The organism is Streptomyces sp. NPDC052496, from assembly GCF_040679095.1.
GTDB lineage: Bacteria > Actinomycetota > Actinomycetes > Streptomycetales > Streptomycetaceae > Streptomyces.
This window is the reverse complement of sequence record NZ_JBFAUH010000012.1, coordinates 196765-217778: the sequence shown is the minus strand read 5'-3', so window position 1 is coordinate 217778 and position 21014 is coordinate 196765. Positions and strand designations below refer to the sequence as shown.

The following is a 21014-nucleotide window of genomic DNA, read 5'->3' as shown; positions in this document are numbered from 1 at the left end:
CCCCGCCGCCCCAGGGGGCACTGTTGAACACGTTCAACCCGTCACGTACTGTCCTGCGTGACGGGTTGAACGCGTTCAAACCGGCTTCGGGCCGGGGCTGGAGGCCACCTCATGACCACACTGGTCACGCTCATCGTCATGCTCGGCATGTTCGTCGTGGTGCCGACCGGGCTCGCGCTCATCGACGAACCGGGCACCCACTGGCTACGACGCCGCTGGTACGTGGCGGCCGCGGCGGGCGCGACCGCCCTGTGGCTGCCGCGCGGAGCCGCCGCCACGGCACTGGCCGCCGCGTACGCGCTGGCCACCCTCGTCCTCGCGCTGTACGCGCCGCGCCGGCTGGCCCGCACCCGCAGCCTCGCGCCCGGAGAGGTCGCGGTACTGACGGCCCTGGTCACCCCGGCCGTCGCGGGCACCGCACTGGTCGCGGAGCGCTCGGGCCACCAGCTCTTCGGCTTCGACCTGGAGATCCTGTCGCTGACCGTGCCGCACTTCCACTTCGCCGGTTTCGCCGCCGCCCTGATGGCCGGGCTCGTCTGCCGCGCCGCACGCCCCGGCAGGGCCGGGCCGCTCGCCGCGCTCAGCGTGCCCGTGGGAACGCTGTTCGTGCTGGCGGGCTACTTCGTCGACGACTGGGCCGAACTGGCCGGCGCGGTCGTCCTCACCGCCGGCATGTGGCTGGTCGCCCTGATCACCTGGCGGGACATCCGTACCACCGCGCCGGACCGCACCACCCGGACGCTGCTCGGCGTCTCGGCCGCCGTCCTCGTCGCGACCATGCTGCTCGCCCTGAGCTGGGCACTCGGCGAGGCAACCGGCATCCCGCACCCCACACTGGCATGGATGGCGGCCACCCACGGCCTGGGCAACGCGCTCGGCTTCGCCCTGTGCGCGCTGCTCGCCTGGCGCCGCCTCAGGGCCACACCCACCGCACCCCGGCCGACCGCACCCGTACCCGCCTGACCGTCCCGTCTCCGCCCGAACCTCCCCTACCAACCCCCACCAGCGCTCTCCCCACCCCACCCGGAAAGCAGGCCCCGAATGCCCACCCACGCCTCCGCCTCCACCCCCGCCCCCTTCAACTACGCCGAGAACGGCGGCACCCGCCACCACCCGCTGCCCGACGGGTACCGCTACCTGCACGAAGCGACCTACCTCGGCCACGGCCGCGCGGTCCTCGAAGCCGCGGGCCACGCGGTCACGTCCTTCCGGATGCACCGCGCGGCGGGCGTACGGGTACGGGCGTCGGCGCCGGAGGCCGCGCCCGGCGTGCGGGTGGAATGCGCCCTGGGGCTCGGCCCCGTGCGCCTGTGGGCGCCGTGCCGGGTGGTGTGGAGCGAGTACGAGAGCGAGCGCATCGGCTTCGCGTACGGCACGCTGGCCGGCCACCCGCAGCGCGGGGAGGAGTCGTTCGTGGTCGAGATGCGGGAGGACGGCGCGGTGTGGTTCACGATGACGGCCTTCAGTGTGCCGGGCCGCTGGTACACCCGGCTGGCGGGACCGGTGGTCCCGGTCTTCCAGCGCCTGTACGCCCGGCACTGCGGCCGGACACTGCGCCGGCTGGCCCGCCGGGGCCGCTGACCGGGAGCCCGCGGCGCCGCCGGAAGGCGTCCCGATGCCGCGCCACGCCGTACTCCCCAGACGTCCACACGGCGTTCATGGCTCCGTCACCAGTTGCCCCGCCGCCCATGAGAGAAACCAGCCATGTGCGACGACGAACTGATCCCGCCGCGGGCGGACCTGACCGAGGAGCAGTGGATACGGACGGCCGGCCCCGGCCTCCCCGACACCGCCGTACCGGACGGCGCGCAGGCTTCGGGGGCGCGCGGTGTGCACCGGCGGACCCTGCTGGGCGGGGCGGTCGCGGGAGCCGCGCTGGCCGCGCTGCCGTTCGGGGCGCAGCAGCCCGCGGCCGCCGCGCCGCGCACGGGCGCTCCGGCCCGCTTCCCGCTCCCGTCCGCGCCGGGCCCCTCCGGCGAGTACGCCGTCCTGATCACCGGCGACGCCGGGACGGGCCAGGCGGAGCAGTACGCGGTCACGGCGGCGGCCCGGGAGATCTGCCGCGCCGAGCACGTCGGGCTGGCGGTCGGCCTCGGGGACAACATCTACGAGAACGGCCCCGAGTCCGACCACGACTCGGAGTTCGCGGAGAAGTTCGAGTCGCCCAACACCGGTATCGACGTGCCGTGGCTGATGGTGCTGGGCAACCACGACTGCTCGGGGCTGGTCCCCGGCAGCGGCGGCGACCCGTCGCGCGGTGACCGCGAGGTCGCGTACGCCGCCGCGTCCCGCCGCTGGTACATGCCGAGCCGCTACTACAACGTCGCCCTCCCGGCCGGCGGCGCCCAGGGCGAGCCGCTCGTGGAGTTCTTCGCGCTCGACACCAACCCGGTCGCCTCGTACGTCGCGCAGACCGACCCGTACTACTACTGGAACGGCCCGTACATGCGCGAGCAGCGCCGCTGGCTGGACGGCGCGCTGTCCGCCTCCCGCGCGCGCTGGAAGGTGGTCCTCGGCCACCACCCGTACCTGAACAACGGCAAGCACGGCAGCGCCGGCGCGTACGACGGCTTCGTGATCGGCAACTACACCAGCGGCATCCACCTCAAGGAGCTGTACGAGGAGGTGGTGTGCGGCCGCGCCGACCTGATCCTGTCAGGACACGACCACACCCTGCAGATCCTGGACCCCACCGACCGCACCCGCGGCACCCGCCAGCTCGTCTGCGGCGCCGCCGCCAAGTCCGGCGACGGCAAGGCCCACTTCACCCACCCCGCCGCCTGGCAGGACTTCGCCCAGCACGGTTTCATGCTGCTGAAGGCGTCGGCCGGCACGATGACGATCGACGCGTACACCGTCGACATCCCGACAAAGAAGGCCGGACTCGCCCACCGGGTGCGGACTGCGCGGCCGGTGGCGGCGCGGGCGAAGGCGGGGGCCAGGGCCGGGGCCGGGGCGCTCGCGGGGCGATACGCCTAGAGAACTCCTCAGGGCAGGGCTTCCCCGCCCCGGGGGAAAGTGTCCGACAACCGGTTACCCGGCGCACCGGTGTCGGGTCCAATGACCGGCGTGACGAAAGGAACGCCCCGGGCCGGGGCACACCACACGCGACTGCACCGCATCGCCGTACGCGCGAGGCGGCCGACCGCCGCACCCGTGCGCGCACCGCTGGGGAGCCGGCGGCCAGGACAGCGCAGCCGGGGCACGCAGCGATTCCGCGCCGCCCCCGGCGGCCCGCCGCACCGGACCCGGCCCGAGGGCGAAGCCGGTTCCACCGCACCGGGGTGGTGGGTACGGATGGAACGGGCCGTCACCGTCCTGGCGGCCATGGCCACCCTGGCGGTGGCCTCCTTCACCTGGGTCTCGCTCAACCAGGTCGACCGGGAGCAGGAGCTGACCCGCGACGCGCAGATCACCGACCGCTACAACACCGCGGTCGGCAACCTGGGCAACGGCTCGCCGGACATCCGCCTGGGCGGCATCTACGCACTGCAACGCATCATGCTGGACTCGCGTCGGGACTATCCCACCGTCATCGACGTGCTCAGCGCGTACGTACGCGCCCACGCCACCCCGCCGCGCACCAGCGGCACCGGACCGCGACGGCCGCCGAACGACGTCGGAGCAGCGCTCCGGGTCTTCCGGAACCGGGACGCGGGGTGGGGCAGTGACGGGCTGATGCCCGACCTGGCCGGCACGTACTTACGCGGCGTGAACCTGCAAGGCGTGAACCTGACCAACGCCGACCTGACCCGCGCCGACCTCACCGGCGCGGACCTGCGCGGCGAGGAAGCCCCCCACCGCACGGAGGTGGGCGACATGGAGCGGCTGCGGACCACCGACCTGACCGAGGCGAAACTGTACGGCGCGAACCTCACCGGCGCCGACCTGCGAGGCACCGAACTGCACGACGCGGACTTGCGGAACGCGCGCCTGCACCACGCGAACCTCCAGGGCACGAAGCTCCACGAAGCGCGGATGACGGGTGCGGACCTGCGCGGGGCCTACCTGGGCAGTGCCCGGCTCTCCGGGACACGGCTGGAGAAGGCGGTCTTCACCGAGGCGAACCTGGCCGACGCGGACCTCCGGCAGGCGCTCCTGAACGGAGCGGATCTCAGCGGTGCGGGACTGCGCAGGGCGAAGCTGCGGGGAGCGGACCTCAGGGGTGCGAAGCTGGCCGGTGCGGATCTGCGCGGGGCGGACCTGCGGGACGCGCCCACGCACGGGACCTCCATGGATCGCACGGACATCGATGTGCCGGCCCTCTTGCAGGCGCGACTGGACCGCACCGTGAAACTCCCCGCCAGGCTGGCGGACGATCCCCGCGTCCGGAAGGCCGTGGAGTCAGCCGGCGATGGCTGACCACCAGGTAGTCCAGACACCCTGACCTTTCCCCGACATACCCCCCACACCCCATCCAAAATGCACAATCACCAACCCCGTCCTAATGTGGGCGCATGGCCGCTTCCCGGTTGCGATGGTTCGCCTTCGGCGGGCCGCGCGGGGAAGCGGCGGGCGTGGTGGCCCCGGCGTCGCCGGTCCCGACTGCCTGGCGGGCAGCCGGGACCGGCGCGCCATCGGCGTCCGGTTCTCGTATGTGCGGCAGCCGTAGGTGCGCCCCGGCCACGGGACAGGAGCGTGGCAGGTCATGACCGGACGGAACACCACTCCGCCCGGCCGTTACGACCCGCGCCACGGCGTACCGCCCCGGGCCGCCGCCGACGACGCGGACAGCGTGGCCGCCGGGAAGCCTCTCGAAACCCTCGGCCTGCGCGAACGGCTCGCCCTCAACCGGACCGGCACCTTCGACTGGGACCTGGACCGCGCGACGCTCGAACTGGACCCGTGCGCGCTGGACGTCTTCGACCTGCGGCCCGACGAGTACGACGGGCGGCCCTCGGCGCTCGCCGCCCGTATACCGCCCGAAGAGGGCTACCGGCTGGACGCGGCCGTCTCCCAGGCCGTCCAGGACGGGGCGCCCTCGTACGGTGCGTACTTCCGCGTCCACTGCCGCGACGGCACGCCCCGGTGGACGCACGCCCAGGGCCGCATCCTGCGGGACGCGGACGGCCGGCCGTACCGGATCGCCGGGCTGGTCCGGGAAGCCGGTACGGAGATGGCCGACTCCGTGCTGCTGCGTTCCCTCCAGGAGAACCGGCAGCGGCAGACCGCGATGGTCCAGCAGACCACGGCGGCCCTCTCCCGCGCGCTGTCGGTCGCGGACGTCACCCGGGTCCTGACCGGGACCGGCGGCGCCCGGCGTTTCGGCGCCGACGCGCTGATCCTCGGGCTGGTCGACAGCGACCACTTCGAGGTCATCGCCATCACGGGCCTGCCGGGCACCACGCCCGAGGACATGATGGCCTCCCGGCTCGACGACACGCTGCCGCTGTCGGACGCCGCGCTGTCCCGCCGGGCCACGTTCCTGTCCTCACGCGGCGAGCTGATGGCCCGCTACCCGCGGCTGCGCCCGTACCGGGACCGGGTGCCTTCGGGCAGCGCGGTCTTCCTGCCGCTGGTCGCGCAGGACCGCGTCATCGCGGCGCTCGGCCTGTTCACCGCCGAGCCCAAACAGCACTCGGCGGAAGACCGCAACCTCGCCCTGGCGCTGGCCGGCGTCGTGGCCCAGTCCCTCCAGCGGGCCATGCTCTTCGACCAGGCACGCGAGTTCGCGACCGGACTCCAGGCCACCATGCTGCCGCGCCGGGTGCCCGCCATCGCCGGCGGCGAGGTCACCGTCCGCTACCACGCGGCGAGCACCGGGCGGGACATCGGCGGCGACTGGTACGACGTCATCCCGCTGCCCCAGGGGCGGACCGGGCTGGTCGTCGGCGACGTCCAGGGCCACGACACGCACGCCGCTGCGGTCATGGGCCAGCTCCGTATCGCCCTGCGCGCCTACGCCACCGAGGGCCACTCCCCCGAGACGGTCCTCGTACGCGCCTCCCGCTTCCTCGCCGAGCTGGAGACCGAACGGTTCGCGACCTGCACGTACGTCCAGGCCGACCTCGAATCCGGGGCCCTGCACGTGGCGCGCGCCGGCCACCTCGGCCCCCTCGTCTGGGACGCGGCCGGACACACCGACTGGCATCCGGTACGCGGCGGGCTGCCGCTCGGTCTGGCCACCACGTTCGGCCAGGACCACTTTCCCGAGACCCAGCTCTTCCTGGAGCCCGACTCCACCCTCCTGCTGTGCACCGACGGCCTGGTCGAGAAGCCCGGCCAGGACATCGCGACCGGCATCGACGCACTCGCCGCGGCGGTACGGGACGGCTCCGGCGAACTGGAAGCCCTCGCCGACCGGCTCTCGGACCAGCTGTGGGCCCGGTCCGGATCCGGCGACGACATGGCCCTCGTCCTCCTGCACCGGGCCCCGGCCGCCGGAACCACCACCGTCACCCCGCGCTTCCGGCTCCACGTCCACCAGGCGGACCCGTCCGGCGCCTCGGAGGTACGGGCGATGCTGCGGCGCACGATGGACCAGTGGCGGGCGGGCTCCCTCGCGTACGACATCGAGGTGGCCGCCACCGAACTCATCACCAACGCCCTGACCCACACGGACAGCGGAGCCCTGGTGACGGTCGAACTCCAGCCGACCGGCCCCCGCGCCCGCCGCCGCATCCGCCTGGAGGTCGAGGACCGCTCCAGCCGCTGGCCCCGCCGCCGCACCCCCGGCGAAACAGCGACCTCCGGCCGCGGCCTGATGATGGTCGAAGCCCTCTCCGACGCATGGGGAGCCGAGCCCCGAGGCAACGGCAAGGCCCTCTGGTGCGAATTCGTCCTGCCGGGCGAGGAATAGGTGAGGGGCGCGCGCCGCACACGCGCTCTACCGGGCCGGGTTGCCCCGGCCCGGTAGGTGCTCGGACTCCTCGGCCGGGCTCAGGACCCTAGCCGCCGTACCACACCGTCGTCGCATTGCAGAATTCGCGGATGCCGTGGCCTGCCAGTTCGCGGCCGTAGCCGGAGCGTTTGATGCCGCCGAAGGGGAGGGCGGGGTGGGAGGCGGTCATGCCGTTGAAGAAGAGGCCGCCGGCTTCGATGTCGCGGATGAGGCGTTCCTGTTCGGCCTCGTCGCGGGTCCAGGCGTTGGAGCTGAGGCCGAACGGGGTGTCGTTGGCGGTGGCGACGGCTTCGTCGAGGCTGTTGACGCGGTAGAGGGTCGCCACCGGGCCGAACGCCTCTTCGCGGTGGATGCGCATCTCGGGGGTGATCCCGGCCAGGACGGTCGGTTCGTAGAACCAGCCGGCCGTGAGTTTCTCCGGGCGCTTGCCGCCGCAGAGCGCGGCCGCGCCCCGGTGGACCGCGTCGTCGACCAGTTCTTCCAGGTCGGAGCGGCCCTGTTCGCTGGCCAGCGGGCCGACGTCGGTCGTCTCCTCCATCGGGTCGCCGACGGTCAGCGCGGCCATCCGCTCGGTGAAGCGCACGGCGAACTCGTCGTAGACGTCGGTGTGCACGATGAAACGCTTGGCGGCGATGCAGGACTGGCCGTTGTTCTGGACGCGGGCGGTGACGGCGGTGCGTACGGCCGCGTCGAGGTCGGCGGACGGCAGCACGATGTAGGGGTCGCTGCCGCCCAGTTCCAGCACCGTCTTCTTGATCTCGTCACCGGCGATGGACGCGACGGAGCGGCCCGCCGGTTCGCTGCCGGTGAGGGTGGCGGCGGCCACCCGGCGGTCGCGCAGGATGTTCTCGATCTCGCCGGAGCCGACGAGCAGCGTCTGGAAGCAGCCTTCGGGGAAGCCCGCCCTGCGCAGCAGGTCCTCCACGTACAGGGCGGTCTGCGGCACGTTGGAGGCGTGTTTGAGCAGGCAGGTGTTGCCGGCCATCAGCGCGGGCGCGGCGAAGCGGATCACCTGCCAGAGGGGGAAGTTCCACGGCATGACGGCGAGCACGGTGCCCAGGGGGCGGTAGCGGACGTAGGCGCGGCGTGCGCCCGCGTCCTTGACGGCGCCGGCGTCCGGTACCTCGTCGGCGAGGAGTTCCTCGGCGTGGTCGGCGTACCAGCGCATCGCCTTCGCGCACTTGGCGGCTTCCGCGCGGGCCGCCGCCAGCGGCTTGCCCATCTCGGTGGTCATGGTGCGGGCGATGCCGTCCTGGCCCGCCTCCAGCAGGCCGGCGGCGTTGCGCAGCAGTTCGCCGCGTTCGGCGAAGGTGGTCGTGCGGTAGCTGCGGAACGTCTGCTCGGCCCGGGCGAGCCGGTCCTCGATGCCGCTCGCGTCGAGGGCGTCGAAGGTCTTGAGTGTCTCGCCGGTGGCCGGGTTGACCGTGGCGATGGCCATGTGGATGCACCTCCCGTGGGGTGGGGTGGTGGTAGGGAGTGGTGGGAGCGGGGCGTGGTGGAGGGAGCCGGGTGCGGGACACAGCCGGCTCCCTCCGCCTGGCGCGGGTTACGTGAGCGGGCCGGGGGCCGGGGACGGCTCCGGTACGGGGTCCGGGCCCGGCGGGCGCGGGACGGGGTCGGGGGACGGGGTCGGCGGCTGCGGAGCGGGCGGCGGCGGTGTGGGGTCGGGCGGCCCGGGCACCGGCGGTCCCGGCGTCGGCCCCGGCGCGGGGCCGGGCCCCGGTCCCGGCTCGGGCCCGCCGGGCCCCGGGGACGGCGTGGGTGTCGGCGGCACGGGCTCCCGCTCCTGCCCGGGCGCGCGCGTACGGTGCGGTATCGGTTGCCGCTCCACAGCAGACCTCCTGGGTCGGACGGCATGTGGTTCTTCGGCCCCGGTACCCGGGTTTCGGCGGTCTATCGCCCTGGCGGGCGATGGATTGCGTCTGCTGGTGCAGGTCCCGTGCCGTCGGTCCGGTCCCTCTCCCCGCCCCCTTCCTTCGGGTGGCTTGTCCGGTTCGTTCGGCGACGGGTGGCGTCGGGGCCTCTACATTGCGGGCATGACCTCCGCGAGGACCCTGACGACCGCGGCCTGCGCGGCCGCGCTCGCGCTGACCGTGCCCGCCGCCGCCCTGGCCGTGCCCCGCTCCCCCGCCGCCGTTGCCCCGGCGGCCGGCCGCTCGCTGCCCACCCGTATGGCCGACACCGGCGGCGGCAGTCAGCTCATCACGGCGCACGCTCCGGACCTGCGCTCCACGACCGGCACGGTCAGCTGGTGGCAGCGGTACGGCGGGCGCTGGCACCGGGTCGGTACGGCGCCCGCGCGCTTCGGGGCGAACGGGCTGGTGGACGGCGCTTCCCGGGAGCAGGGGACGTCGACGACGCCCACGGGGCTGTACGACCTGCCGTTCGCTTTCGGGGTCGCCGAAGCACCGGCCGGTACGAAGGTCCCGTACCGGCCGGTACGGGACTCCTCCTGGTGGTGCCAGGACAACGCCTCGTCGTCCTACAACCGCTGGGTGGACCCGCGCCCGCGCGACTGCGCGGCGAAGGAGGCCGAGCACCTGGCGGACTACCCGACGCAGTACAGCCGGGCTCTCGTCATCGGCTTCAACTACCACCGCCCGGTACGCGGCCGGGGCGCGGGCATCTTCCTGCACGTCAACGGCCGTGGCGCGACGGCGGGCTGTGTGTCCGTACCGGCCCGTGCGATGGCCCGCATCGTGGCGTGGGTCAAGCCCGCCGCCCGACCGCACATCGCGATCGGTACGGATTCCGGCCGTACGGCCGTCACGCGCTACTGACCGCTCCCGGGCCGGGGGCCGCCCCGAGGGGGAAGTGGCAGGCCACCTGGTGCCCGGGAGCGGCCGGCTCGGTCGGCTCCGGCTCGCTCTGCGCGCACCGTGCGCGGGCTGCCGGGCAGCGGGTGCGGAAGCGGCATCCGGAGGGCGGTGCGGCGGCCGAGGGGGTTTCGCCGGTGAGCGGGGTGCCCGCGGCGGGGGCCGCCGGGTCGGGCGCGTCGACGGTGTCGAGGAGGCCCCGGGTGTACGGGTGCAGGGGACGGGTGAAGACGTCCCGGGCCGGGCCGGTCTCCACGATGCGGCCCAGGTACATGACGCCGACGGTGTCCGCGAGGTGCCGTACCACCGCCAGGTCGTGGGAGATGAAGAGGTACGTCAGCCCCTTGTCGCGTTGCAGGTCGCGCATGAGGTTGAGGATCTGCGCCTGGACGGAGACGTCGAGCGCGGAGACGGGTTCGTCGGCGACGACGAGGGACGGTGAGAGGGCGAGCGCGCGGGCCAGCCCGAGGCGCTGGCGCTGGCCGCCGGAGAACTCGTGCGGGTAGCGGTCCACGGCGCCGCGCGGCAGTCCTACGTCGTCGAGGAGTGCGGCGACCCGGCGCTGTCGGGCGGCCCGGTCGCCGATGCCCTGGATGACCAGCGGTTCGTGCAGGATCGTGCCGACGCGCATCCGGGGGTCCATGGAGGCGTAGGAGTCCTGGAACATCAGCTGGACGTCGCGGCGGTGGGCCCGCAGTTCACGGCGGGTCAGGGTGCCGATGTCGCGGCCCGCGAAGCGGATCGTGCCACCGGTCGGCGGCTCCAGGCCGACGACCATCCGGGCGAGGGTGGACTTGCCGCAGCCGGACTCGCCGACGATGCCGAAGGTTTCGCCGCGGGTGACGGTCAGGTCGACGCCCGCGACGGCGCCGACTTCCCCGGCACCCTTGCGGCGGGCGCGGGCGAAGGGGCCGGCGTGCAGGGCGTAGCGCTTGGTGACGGCGGTGAGGGTGAGGAGGGGGTCCGGGGCGGTGGGTGCGGGGGGAGGGGGCTGGGAGGGGGTGGGTGTGGTGGAGGTGAAGGTGGGTGTGGTGGAGGCGGGTGAAGTGAAGGTGGAGGCGGGTGCGGTGGAGGTGGAGGCGGGTGCGGTGGAGGTGGAGGCGGGTGCGGCGGAGGTGGAGGCGGGTGCGGCGGAGCCGGTTGCGGTCCGGTCGGCTTCCGGTACCGGCACCGCGCCCGCCACCGGGTGGAAGCACGCGTACGCATGCCCCGCCTCCCCCGTCAGGGCCGGTTCCTCCGTACGGCACTGTGCGGTCGTGAACGCGCAGCGCGGTGCGAAGCGGCAGCCGGCGGGGCGGGTGACGAGGGCGGGCGGCAGGCCGGGGATGGTGGCGAGGGTGGAGCGTTCGCCCTCGGCACGTTCGGGGAGGGCGGCCAGGAGGGCCTGGGTGTAGCGGTGCCGCGGGGCGGCGAAGAGGCGGTGTACGCCGGCGTGTTCGGCGATCCTGCCGCCGTACATCACCGCGACCCGGTCCACGCGCCGGGCGACGACGCCCAGGTCGTGGGTGACCAGGATCATGGCCATGCCGAGGCGGGCCCGCAGGTCGTCGATGAGTTCCAGGATCTGGTGCTGGGTGGTGACGTCGAGGGCGGTGGTCGGTTCGTCGGCGATCAGCAGTGCGGGCTCGCACACCAGGGCCATGGCGATGGCGACGCGCTGCCGCATGCCGCCGCTGAGCTGGTGCGGGTGGTTCCGCATCCGCTCGGCGGGCTGCGGCATGCCGACCAGCCGCAGGGTCTCCTCGGCCTTCTCCCAGGCCTGCCGCCGGGTGATCCGCCGGTGCAGCAGCAGGGGTTCGGCGACCTGGGCGCCGATGGTCATGGTCGGGTTGAGGGAGGTCAGCGGGTCCTGGAAGACCATGCCGATGGTGTTGCCCCGGACGCCCCGCAGGACGGGTTCGGGCGCGGCGGCCAGGTCGGTCGTGCCGTCCGTACCGGTGCCGTCCCGGAAGAGGATGCGTCCCCCGGTGACGCGCCCGCCCTTCGGCAGCAGGCCGAGGACGGACAGGGCCGTCATGGTCTTGCCGCAGCCGGACTCGCCCACGATGCCGAGGGCTTCTCCGGGGGCGAGGTCGAGGTGGACGCCGTCCAGGGCGTGCACGGTGCGGCCGCGTCCGGCGATCTCGACGTGCAGGTCCTCGACGCTGAGCAGCGGGGCGGTGGTCCCGGACGGCGGCCGGGTGGTCGCGGACAGCGGGTCGGCGGTCATGGGCCCTTCCTCAGCTCTTCTGGAGGCGCACGTCGAAGGCGTCCCGCAGGCCGTCGCCGACGAAGTTGAACGCGGCGACGACGAGGACGATGGCGAGGCCGGGCGGGAAGATCAGCCACCAGTGGCCGACCTGGGTGTAGGTGATGCCGGCGGAGAGCATGGAGCCCCAGTCGGCGGCCGGCGGCGGGATGGACAGGCCCAGGAAGGAGAGGTACGCGACGTAGAGGATGGCGTCGGCGATCTGGAAGGTGGCGTTGACGACGACGGTGCCGGCGGCGCCGGGCAGGATGTGCCGGAAGACGGCCCGGCCCCCGCCGCCGCCCATCAGCCGCATGGCGTGCACGTAGTCGCGGCTGCGCAGGGCGAGGGCTTCGCCGCGGACCAGGCGGGCCGGGGACAGCCAGGCGACCGAGGCGATGATCAGGATGAGGACGGGTTTGCTGGGCGTGACGATGGCGGCGACCACGACCAGCAGGAACAGTGCGGGGATGGCGAGCGCGGCGTCGGTGACGCGCATCATGGCGGCGTCCGCCCAGCCGCCGAAGTAGCCCGCGACGGCGCCGTACACGGTGCCGAAGAGGGTGGCCAGCAGTCCGGCGGCGAGGCCGACTTCGAGGGAGGTCTGGCCGCCGTACATCAGCCGGCCGAGCATGTCGTAGCCGAGGTCGGTGGTGCCGAGGAGGTGGCCGGGGCTGCCGGGCGGCAGGCTCGCCTGTGTGAGGTCGGTGTGGGTCTGGTCGGTGGGGTGCAGCAGCGGGCCCAGGTAGCAGAGCGCCGGCAGGGCGAGGAGGACGGCGGCTCCGGTGACGGCGAGCTTGCTGCGGGCGAAGACGGCGAGGGTGCGGCGCAGCGGCCCGGGGGTGGCGGGTGCCGTCGCGGACCGGGCGCCGTCCCCGGCCGGGGCGGTCCCGGTGGCGCCGCCCGGCGCGTCCGTGGGGGGTGCGGTCACGAGACGCTCCTGATCCGGGGGTCGAGTACGGCGTAGGCGATGTCGGTGATCAGTGAGCCGAGCACGGTGGCCACGCCGACGATCAGGGTGACGCCGAGCAGGACGGGGAAGTCCGAGCCCTGGGCCGCGTTCCAGAACAGCAGTCCCATGCCCGGGTAGTTGAACATCGACTCGACGACGAGGGTGCCGCTGAAGAGGGTGGGCAGGTAGAGCCCGAGGAGGGTGGCGAGGGGGATCAGCGCGTTGCGCAGCACGTGCCGGGCCATGATGCGGGTGCCGGACTGGCCTTTGGCGCGTGCGGTGCGTACGTAGTCCTCTTCGAGGTTGTCCAGGACGGCAGAGCGCAGGTAGCGGCTGAAGGCGGCGATGATGCCGAGCGCGGTGGTCACCACGGGCAGGACGAGGGCGGGGGCGTCGGCGAGCAGGCCGCCGACGGTGTCGGCCTGCGGCGCCTCGGCGGGGAAGAGCTGGAGCTGCTGGCTGAAGACGAGGATGAGGACCAGGCCGAGGAAGAAGACGGGGGTGGCGTAGGCGAGGAAGGCGGCTCCGGTGAGCAGGTGGTCCACGGCCCTGCCGCGGCGTACGGCCTGGAGGATGCCGAGCGGTACGGCCAGTACGGCGGCGAGCGCGATCGACAGGCCCGCCAGCAGCGCGGTCTTCGGGAGGCGTTCGCCGAGCAGGGCGGTGACGGTCTGGTTGAGCTTGTAGGACTCGCCGAGGTCTCCGGTGAGCAGCCGTCCGAGGTACATCACGTACTGCTGCGGCAGCGAACGGTCGTAGCCCTGCTGGTGGTCGAAGTGGGCGATGGCCTCCGGGGTGGCCTTGACGCCGAGGATGGCGCGGGCCGGTCCGCCGGGCAGCAGGTGCAGCAGGACGAAGACGATGACGGAGACCAGCAGCAGGACGACGGCGGCCTGTGCGACGCGTTTGGCCAGGAAGCGGATCACCGGCCGGCACCGCCCTTCCTGACGAAGTACCAGTCCTGGGGCGCGAGGCTGAGGGTGGGGTTCTGGTCGATGCCGCGCAGGTCGTTGCGGATGACGGAGACCTGGTAGGCGGGGTTGGGTGTCCACAGGACGGGCACCTGGTCCGCCGTGTAGCGGGCGTAGTCGCGCAGGGCGGCCGGGTCGTCGGAGTACTCGGTCTTCTTGATCAGCTCATCGGCCTTCGGGTCGGACCAGTTGCCCATGTTGGAGGGCGCGCCGGTGGCGAAGACCGCTTCGCCGCTGGCCACGGTCGGGAAGTACCAGCTGCCCTGCGTCCCGAAGAAGCCCAGCTGCCAGGCGGAGCACACCGGTTCGCGCTGCTTGCAGGGGACGGTGGTGCCGAGGACGGTGTTCAGCGGCTGCTGCCGGATGTCCAGGGTGATACCGGCCTTGTCCATGGCGGACTTGATCTCCTGCATGGTGTTGGAGGTCTCGGTGGAGCCGGACTGGGAGAGGAGTTCCAGGCGCAGGGGCGCTCCGGCGGGGATGTCCTTGCCGCACCGGTCAGGGCCGGTGCCGGGGCGGACGCAGCGCAGCCGGCCGTCGGTGCGCTGCCAGCCGTGCGCGGTGAGCAGGGCCGCGGCTCTCCTCGGGTCGTACGGGAACGGGTCGCGGTCCAGCTGTCCGGCGGGCACCGGGCCGCGGGTGGGGGCCGCGCTGCCGTGCCAGACGACGTCGGAGATCGCCCGCTGGTCGATGAGGTGCTGGAGGGCGCGGCGCAGGTAGGTCTGGCGGAGCAGCGGGCCGGCGGTGGGGTGGTTGAGGTTCAGGACGATGTAGGTGATCGCCCAGCCTTCCCACGGGTCGATGCGGTAGCCCAGCTTCTCGAAGCGCGCGGACTGGGCCAGCACCGAGGGCGGTATGTAGCCGTAGTCCACGCCGCCGGCGCGCAGCACGTTGAATTCGGAGTCGGCGGTGGTGAAGGGCTTCAGGACGACGCGGTCGAGGTGGGGCTTGTCGGGGCCGCCGTACTGCCGGTTGGGGACGAGGGAGACCTGGCCCGAGGTGGTCCATTTCTCGATCCGCCAGGGTCCGCTGACGGTTTTCCAGAGCGGGTCGGTGGCGAATTCCGAGAGCCTTTTGCCGTGCTGGAGGAGCCGTGCGAAGACTTTTTCCGGCTTCTCGTCGTGCGGGTTCCAGGCGTGTTCGGGCAGCGGGGTGACGTGGACGAGCTGGTTGCCGGTGAACCAGGCGGGGTTGTACGCGCGGTCCAGGCGCAGCCGGAAGGTGTGCTCGTCCAGCGTCTCGAACTTCTTGACGTTGTCGGGCAGCAGGCCCGGTGAGTAGCCCGCCCACTCCTCCTTGTCGTGCCGGATCAGGTCGTACCAGAACCGCACGTCGCGGGTGGTGACGGGGGTGCCGTCGGACCAGCGGTAGCCCTTCTTCAGCCGGACGGTGACGGTGGTGTTGCCGTCGCTGTAGCGCGGCTGTCCGGCGAGGTTGCGCGGGCTGTCCATGGTCAGCCCGGCGCCCTTCTTCCCGGCCGTGTAGAGCGGTGGGTAGAGCAGGTTCTGTATGGCGCTGTTGTACGAGGCCAGGTAACCGGCCGTGCCGATCGGGAAGATCCAGTTGGGGGTGGCGGCGGGCGGCAGCGCCATGGTGGCCGTGCCGCCTTCGACGCGGGTGCCGCCGGTGGCGCCGACGTCGGTGACCGCGCCGTCCGCCGGGCCGCATCCGGTGAGCGTGGCCGCAGCGAGCAGCAACGCGGTCACCGCGCACAGCAGGGTGCGGACGGGCCCGCGTCGGCGGGTTCTGCGCGGGCCCATGCTGCCTCCGGAAAGGGTCGGCCGGTCGAAGGGTGCGAGAAAAGTACGGACGGCCGCGAAAAGAAGTCAAGGGGCTGGTGGAACATTGCCAATTGGGGTGTACTGAGCGCCACTTGATTCCCCTTCTTTCTTCGGCAGCCGAAGAAAGAAGGGGGCCGTCCGCAGCATTCCGCACGGCCGGAAGGCACCGCCATGACCGTCCCGGAGGCCCCGCCATGACCGCCGCGGAGGAACAGCCCGGCTCCGCCGCGCACGTCCTCGAACTCGTCGCGACCGGCACCGCCCGCTCGCGCGCCGACCTCGTACGGGAGCTGGGGCTCGCCGCCTCCACCATCTCCGCGCGCGTCCAGGAACTGGTCGACGCCGGGCTGCTGACCGAGTCCGGCGAGGGCGCCTCGCGCGGCGGCCGCCGTCCGCGGCTGCTGCGCGTCCCGGACGGCGGCACCGTCGCGCTCGCCGCCGACCTGGGCAGCCACCACATCCGTACCGGCGCGGTGGGTCTGACCGGCACCGGCTTCGACATCGACGAGTGCGTCCTCGACCTGACCACCGGACCGGAACCGGCCGTCGGCCTGCTCGCCGAACGCCTGACCGCGCTGGCCGGACGCCAGCGTGCGGCCGGGCGCACCGTGTGCGGTGCGGGCATCGGCTTCCCCGGGCCCGTCGACCCCGCGTCGGGCCGGGTCATCGCGCCGTCCCGGATGCCAGGGTGGCATCTGTACGAGCTGCGCGACCGGCTCGCCGGCCTCCTCGGACTGCCGGTCGTGGTCGACAACGACGCCAACGTGCTGGCCCTGGGCGAGCACCGGGCCGCCCACCCGTCGCTGCGCCACCTGGTGGTGGTCAAGGCGGGCCGCGGCATCGGCTCCGGCGTGATCAGTCACGGCCGGCTCTACCGGGGCGCCCGCGGCTGCGCCGGCGACATCAGCCACGTACGGGTGGACGCCGCCGCCGAACGCCCCTGTTCCTGCGGGAACATCGGCTGTCTGGAGTCCGTGGCCAGCGGTGCCGCGATCGCCACCGCGCTGCGTGCACAGGGCATCGAGGCGGACTCCACCACCGACATCCTGCGGCTCGTCGAGGACGGCGAACCGCACGCGACGACCCTGGTGCGGCAGGCCGGGCGGCACATCGGCGCGGTGCTGGGCGTGGTGGTGAACTTCTTCAATCCGGAGGCCGTGGTGCTGGGCGGGGCGCTCGCCGCGGCGGAACCGCTGGTCGCCGCGGTCCGCGGCGTGCTGTACGAGCGCTGTCTGCCGATGGCGACCAGCGAGCTGGCAATCGTCGCGGCGAGCTGCGGCCCCGACGCGGGGCTGCTCGGTGCCGGCCATGCCGCGCTGCGCGAACTGGCCACCGACGGCGGTCTCCCGGCCCTGCCCGTCGCCCGTACGTGACCTCCCCGACGGACCCCACGAAAGGTGCACCCCGTATGCGCATCGCGATCGGCGGCATGGCCATCGAGTCCAGCCAGTTCTGCCCGCACCGTACGTCGTACGACGACTTCCGCGTCACCCGGGGCGCGGAGCTGCTGGCCCGCTACACCTGGACGCGGCCGGACAGCGACCTCGCGCGGCAGGTCGAGTGGGTGCCGCTGGTGCACGCGGTGGCGCTGCCCGGCGGACCCGTCGAGCGGGAGACGTACGACCGCATCAAAGCCGAACTGGTCGCGCGTGTACGGGACGCCGGGCCGCTGGACGGTCTGGTGTACGACATCCACGGCGCCATGAGCGTCACCGGTCTGGACGACGCGGAGGCGGACCTCACCGAGGCCGTACGGGACGCGATCGGTCCCGACGCGCTGATCTCGGCCGCCATGGACCTGCACGGCAACGTCTCGCGCCGCTTCGCCGAACCCCTCGACCTGCTCACCGCGCACCGCCTGGCCCCGCACGAGGACGCCTGGGAGACGCGTGAGCGGGCGGCCCGCAAGCTGGTCGAGCGGCTGGCGTCCGGCACCGGCCGTCCGTACCGCGCCTGGGTGCAGGTGCCGGTCCTGCTGCCCGGCGAGAAGACCAGCACCCGCCTGGAACCGGCCAAGTCCCTCTACGGCAGGCTCGCCGCGGTCGAGGCGCTGGACGGCATCGTGGACGCGGCCGTCTGGGTGGGCTACGCCTGGGCCGACGAGGAACGCTGCCGGGCCGCGGTGGTGGTGACCGGCGACGACCCGGACCTGGCGCTCGCGCAGGCCCGCGGCCTCGCCCAGGAGTACTGGGACGCGCGCCGCGCCTTCGTCTTCGTCGGCCCGACCGGCGACGCCGACACCTGCGTCGCCCGTGCCGTGGCGTCCCCCGCCCGCCCGTTCCTGATCAGCGACTCCGGCGACAACCCGACCGCGGGCGGCGCGGGCGACCTCGCGTACATGCTGGGCCGGCTGCTGGCGAACGAGGACCTGGCGAGCGGGCGGGTGACGGCACTGCACCCCGGCATCACCGACCCGGCGGCCGTGGCCACGTGCTTCGAGGCCGGGCCGGGCGCGCGGGTGACGCTGAAGGTCGGCGGCCACGTCAGCGCCGGTACCGGTCCGCACGCCGAGCCGTACGGGCTGACCGGCACGGTGACCGCCCTGGACGACCCGTCGGCGCCCTCCCCCGGAGCCCCGCGCGGCAACCCGGCGTACGACGGTGGCGGCCGCACCGCCGCCGTGACCAGCGGCGGGGTGACGGCCGTCCTCACCGAACGGCGCACGCCCTTCCACACCCGTGCCGACTTCGGCCCGCTGGACCCGGCCGGGTACGACATCGTCGTGGTGAAGATCGGCTACCTGGAGCCGGAGCTGCACGCCCTGGCGGCCGACTGGCTGCTCGCCCTGACCCCGGGCGGCGTGGACCAGGACCTGCCGCGCCTGGGCCACCACCGGATCGCCCGCCCGCTCTACCCGTTCGACGACGCGGGCTTCGAGGAGCCGGACCTGACGCCGGTGCTGCTCCGGGCGGACCGGGGTGCGGACACGGGCCGGGCCGGTACGGCCGATATGCGCGGCGCCGGTGCATGACGGCCCGTACGGTGGAGAGGCGCTCCCTGATCACCTTTCCCCGACGGAGGGCCCCGATGGAGTCGCCGACCCCGCTCACCGAGAGCGAACTGCTCGACCTGGACGCCCATTGGCGGGCGCTGAACTACCTCGCCGCCGGCCAGATCTACCTGACCGGCAACCCGCTGCTCACCGAGGAGCTGCGCCCCGAGCACATCAAGCCGCGGCTGCTCGGCCACTGGGGCACCTGCCCCGGCCTGAACCTGGTCTACACCCACGTCAACCGGGTCATCACCACCCACGGGCAGGAAGCGGTGTGCGTGTGGGGCCCGGGGCACGGCGGGCCCGCGGTGTTCGCCGGGGCCTGGCTGGAGGGGACGTACGGGGAGCTGTACCCGGACGTGGGGCGGGACGCGGCCGGGATGGCCCGGCTGTTCCGGCAGTTCTCGTTCCCCGGCGGGGTGCCCAGCCACGCGGCGCCGAACGTGCCGGGCTCCTTCCACGAGGGCGGCGAGCTGGGCTATTCCCTCTCGCACGCGTACGGCGCCGCACTGGACAACCCGGACCTGCTGGTGGCCTGCGTGATCGGGGACGGCGAGGCGGAGACCGGGCCGCTGGCCGCCTCCTGGCACGCGAACAAGTTCCTGGACCCGGCGCACGACGGCGCCGTGCTGCCGATCCTGCACCTCAACGGCTACAAGATCGCCAACCCGACGGTGCTCGCCCGGCTGGACGAGGACGAGCTGGACGCGCTGCTGCGCGGCTACGGACACGAGCCGCTGTACGTCACCGGCTCCGACCCCGCCCAGGTGCACCGGGACATGGCCGCCGCCATGGACACCGCGCTGGAACGCATCCACCAGGCCCAGCGCACCGTCCGCGGCGACGGCGCCCGGTCCCGGCCGCGCTGGCCGATGATCGTACTGCGCACCCCGAAGGGCTGGACCGGCCCCGACGCGGTGGACGGCGCGCCCGTCGAGGGCACCTGGCGCGCCCACCAGGTGCCGCTGTCCGGCGTCCGGGACAACCCGGAGCACCTGCGCCAGCTGGAGGGCTGGCTGCGGTCGTACGCGCCGGGCGAGCTGTTCGACGGCGAGGGGCGGCCGGTGGACCGGGTGCTGGCCTGTGTGCCGAGCGGCGACCGGCGGCTCGGCTCCAACCCGCACGCCAACGGCGGCCGTCTCGTCCGTACGCTGCCGCTGCCCGACCCCGAGAAGTACGCGGTGCCCGTCGACAAGCCCGGCACCCGGATGCACGAACCCACCCGCGTCCTCGGCGGCCTGCTGCGCGACCTGATGGAGCGGACCGCGGACCGCCGCGACTTCCGGCTGTTCGGCCCGGACGAGACGGCCTCCAACCGCCTCCAGGACGTGTACGACGCCACCGCCAAGGCGTGGCAGGCCAGGACCGAGCCCACCGACGAGCACCTGGGGCAGCACGGGCGCGTGATGGAGGTGCTCTCGGAGCACCTGTGCCAGGGGTGGCTGGAGGGGTATGTGCTCTCCGGCCGGCACGGCCTGTTCTCCTCGTACGAGGCGTTCGCGCACATCGTCTCCAGCATGGCCTCACAGCACGTCAAGTGGCTCCAGTCGGCCCGCGACATCCCCTGGCGGCGCCCGGTGGCGGGCCTGAACTACCTGCTGACCTCGCACGTCTGGCGCCAGGACCACAACGGCTTCTCGCACCAGGACCCCGGCTTCGTCGACCACATCCTCAACAAGGACCCGCACACCGTACGGGTCTACCTCCCGCCGGACACCAACAGCCTGCTGTGCGTGGCCGACCATGTGCTGCGCACCCGCGACGTGGTCAACGTGGTGGTCGCGGGCAAGCAGCCGTGCTTCGACTGGCTGGACATCGAGCAGGCGCGGGGGCACGTCGCGCGCGGCGCCGGCATCTGGGAGTGGGCCGGCACCGAGCAGCCCGGCGCCCGGCCCGACGTGGTGCTCGCCTGCGCCGGGGACGTACCGACGCAGGAGACGCTGGCCGCCGCTTCCCTGTTGCGCACCCACCTGCCGCAGCTGTCGGTACGGGTCGTCAACGTCGTCGACATGACCCGGCTGCAGCCCCACGAGGAGCATCCGCACGGCATGACGGACCGGGAGTTCGAGGCGCTGCTGCCGCACGACGTGCCGGTGGTCTTCGCGTACCACGGCTACCCGTGGCTGGTGCACCGGCTGACCTACCGCCGGGCCGTCCACCCCAACCTGCACGTGCGCGGCTACAAGGAGATGGGCACCACGACCACGCCGTTCGACATGGTGGTCACCAACGACCTGGACCGCTACCGGCTGGTGATGGACGTCATCGACCGGGTGCCGGGGCTGGCCGTACGGGCCGCCGGGGTGCGGCAGGCGATGGCGGACGTACGGCAGCGCCACCACGCCTGGATCCGCGCGCACGGCACGGACCTGCCGGAGGTCGAGGAGTGGAGCTGGCCGGGCGGCGGGCGGTAACCGGGTCCGGGCCGGGGCGC

At 73.4% G+C, this 21014-nt stretch carries 14 protein-coding genes; 9 read left to right on the top strand and 5 right to left on the bottom strand.

Translation table 11 applies throughout. The annotated features are described in order from the left end of the window. Positions 1-111: 111 nt before the first annotated feature. The 5 genes from AB0L45_RS18150 to AB0L45_RS18130 all read left to right on the top strand — a co-directional run bounded on the left by AB0L45_RS18150 (position 112) and on the right by AB0L45_RS18130 (position 6799). The gene (locus AB0L45_RS18150; protein WP_365840928.1) at positions 112-963 is read left to right on the top strand and encodes a YndJ family protein; all 852 of its coding nucleotides are present in this window, start codon (positions 112-114) and stop codon (positions 961-963) included. Positions 964-1041: 78 nt separating this feature from the next. Further along, positions 1042-1581, top strand: coding sequence for a DUF1990 domain-containing protein (locus tag AB0L45_RS18145; RefSeq protein ID WP_365840926.1), 540 nt, complete (start codon positions 1042-1044; stop codon positions 1579-1581). 123 nt (positions 1582-1704) lie between these two features. After that, entirely contained in the window at positions 1705-2979 is a 1275-nt protein-coding gene (locus AB0L45_RS18140) for a metallophosphoesterase (RefSeq protein ID WP_365840924.1), read from the top strand. A gap of 318 nt (positions 2980-3297) precedes the next feature. Then, a complete protein-coding gene (locus AB0L45_RS18135; protein WP_365840922.1) occupies positions 3298-4362 on the top strand; it encodes a pentapeptide repeat-containing protein in 1065 nt (354 codons plus the stop codon). A gap of 286 nt (positions 4363-4648) precedes the next feature. Then, positions 4649-6799, top strand: coding sequence for a SpoIIE family protein phosphatase (locus AB0L45_RS18130; protein ID WP_365840920.1), 2151 nt, complete (start codon positions 4649-4651; stop codon positions 6797-6799). Positions 6800-6887: 88 nt separating this feature from the next. Here AB0L45_RS18130 and AB0L45_RS18125 read toward each other — a convergent pair whose 3' ends face one another. Then, positions 6888-8279 (bottom strand): NADP-dependent succinic semialdehyde dehydrogenase, encoded by a 1392-nt coding sequence (locus tag AB0L45_RS18125; protein ID WP_365840918.1) that lies wholly within the window; start codon positions 8277-8279, stop codon positions 6888-6890. Between the two features lie 598 nt (positions 8280-8877). Between AB0L45_RS18125 and AB0L45_RS18120 the strand changes: the two genes are divergently transcribed. Then, positions 8878-9621: a L,D-transpeptidase family protein gene (locus tag AB0L45_RS18120; protein WP_365840916.1), complete on the top strand. Its 744-nt coding sequence runs from the start codon at positions 8878-8880 to the stop codon at positions 9619-9621. Here AB0L45_RS18120 and AB0L45_RS18115 read toward each other — a convergent pair. From AB0L45_RS18115 to AB0L45_RS18100, 4 genes are all read right to left on the bottom strand, one after another. Continuing rightward, complete coding sequence (locus AB0L45_RS18115; RefSeq protein WP_365840914.1) at positions 9608-11866, bottom strand: ABC transporter ATP-binding protein; 2259 nt, start codon at positions 11864-11866, stop codon at positions 9608-9610. The genes AB0L45_RS18120 and AB0L45_RS18115 overlap by 14 nt on opposite strands. Positions 11867-11876: 10 nt before the next feature. After that, positions 11877-12716 carry an ABC transporter permease gene (locus tag AB0L45_RS18110; RefSeq protein ID WP_365840991.1) on the bottom strand — a complete coding sequence of 280 codons (840 nt, stop codon included), beginning with the start codon at positions 12714-12716 and terminating at the stop codon, positions 11877-11879. Positions 12717-12811: 95 nt separating this feature from the next. After that, positions 12812-13762 carry an ABC transporter permease gene (locus AB0L45_RS18105; RefSeq protein ID WP_365840912.1) on the bottom strand — a complete coding sequence of 317 codons (951 nt, stop codon included), beginning with the start codon at positions 13760-13762 and terminating at the stop codon, positions 12812-12814. Continuing rightward, positions 13759-15567, bottom strand: a complete 1809-nt coding sequence (locus tag AB0L45_RS18100) for a peptide ABC transporter substrate-binding protein (RefSeq protein WP_365840910.1) — start codon at positions 15565-15567, stop codon at positions 13759-13761. Before AB0L45_RS18100 ends, AB0L45_RS18105 begins: the two co-directional genes overlap by 4 nt. A gap of 215 nt (positions 15568-15782) precedes the next feature. Here AB0L45_RS18100 and AB0L45_RS18095 point away from each other — a divergent pair, with 215 nt between their 5' ends. The 3 genes from AB0L45_RS18095 to AB0L45_RS18085 are packed head-to-tail and all read left to right on the top strand — an operon-like array spanning position 15783 to position 20994. Further along, the gene (locus AB0L45_RS18095) at positions 15783-16961 is read left to right on the top strand and encodes an ROK family transcriptional regulator (protein WP_365840908.1); all 1179 of its coding nucleotides are present in this window, start codon (positions 15783-15785) and stop codon (positions 16959-16961) included. Positions 16962-16996: 35 nt separating this feature from the next. Then, the gene (locus AB0L45_RS18090) at positions 16997-18559 is read left to right on the top strand and encodes a M81 family metallopeptidase (RefSeq protein WP_365840907.1); all 1563 of its coding nucleotides are present in this window, start codon (positions 16997-16999) and stop codon (positions 18557-18559) included. Positions 18560-18615: 56 nt separating this feature from the next. Then, complete coding sequence (locus AB0L45_RS18085; RefSeq protein ID WP_365840905.1) at positions 18616-20994, top strand: phosphoketolase family protein; 2379 nt, start codon at positions 18616-18618, stop codon at positions 20992-20994. Positions 20995-21014: the final 20 nt, after the last annotated feature.